Source organism: Bacillus sp. AR2-1, from assembly GCF_008368755.1.
GTDB lineage: Bacteria > Bacillota > Bacilli > Bacillales > Bacillaceae_G > Bacillus_A > Bacillus_A wiedmannii.
In genome coordinates this window covers 1-1,238 of sequence record NZ_QORY01000068.1, presented here as the reverse complement: position 1 = coordinate 1,238, position 1,238 = coordinate 1, and the positions used below count along the sequence as shown (strand labels likewise).

Below are 1,238 nucleotides of genomic sequence, written 5' to 3'. Positions count from 1 at the left end.
GTCAATACGCTCTTTATCCAGATGGATATGCATTTGAACTTCGGACAAAAGTAGCAGAGCAGTTAGGTGTCAAAGCAGAACAACTGTTATTTGGTAGTGGATTAGATGAAGTCATTCAAATGATTAGTCGTGCATTACTACATGAAGGAACAAATGTTGTAATGGCGAATCCAACATTCTCGCAATACCATCACCATGCTGTTATTGAAGAAGCAGAAGTTCGTGAAGTACCACTTAAAGATGGCATTCACGATTTAGATGCGATGTTACAGCAAGTAGATGATAAAACGAAGATTGTATGGATTTGTAACCCGAATAATCCGACAGGTACATATGTAGAGAAACAAAATTTACTTTCATTTTTAGAATCAGTTCCTAAGTCAGCGCTCGTTATTATGGACGAAGCATATTATGAATATGCGGGGGCAGAAGACTATCCGCAAACATTACCACTTCTTGAACAGTATGAAAATCTTATGGTTTTACGCACGTTTTCAAAAGCATATGGTTTAGCTGCTTTCCGTATCGGATATGCGGTTGGTAATGCGAATTTAATCGGGCAGCTAGAAGTAGCAAGGTTACCATTTAATACATCGACTGTAGCGCAGGCTGTAGCACTCGCTGCATTAGAAGATCAAGTATTTTTACAAGAATGTGTGAAAAAAAATGAAGAAGGATTAAATCAATATTACGCATTTTGTAAGGAATATAACGTATTCTATTATCCATCTCAAACAAATTTCATTTTCTTAAAACTCGGTATTCCTGGTAATGAGGCTTTCGAACGATTAATGAAGAAAGGATATATTGTTCGTTCTGGTGCTGCATTTGGTATACATGATGGTATTCGTATTACTGTCGGTTTGAAAGAAGAAAATGATGAAATTATAGAATTATTGAAAGAGCTTGTAAACGAGCAAGTAAAGAAAGAAGAAACATACTCTTAAGAGTTTGTGAAGGCTCCTAATATAGGAGTCTTTTTTATTTAAATGAAGGCCTGTAAAGCTTGATCCGTGCGTGTTAATAATTAATAAGGGAAGTTATTTGCACGGTAATGAAAGAAAACGGTACAATAGAAAGTAGTAATGCGGTATCGGTGTCATGTTTGAATCGTTGTCAGTGAAAGTACAAGATGAAGTATGCTCATTCTAAAGGTTGCGTTCGTACACCTAGTTGCTTATGATAAAGTGAAACTTTAATCAGTGAGGGGATGCTCATCCCCTCACTGATTATTAGCC

General features: G+C 36.4%; 1 protein-coding gene. It reads left to right on the top strand.

Annotation, left to right across the window (positions count from 1 at the left end):
* A partial coding sequence (hisC, locus tag DT250_RS31505) for a histidinol-phosphate transaminase (RefSeq protein ID WP_149214398.1) occupies nucleotides 1-947 on the top strand: 947 nt, incomplete at its 5' end.
* Nucleotides 948-1,238: the final 291 nt, after the last annotated feature.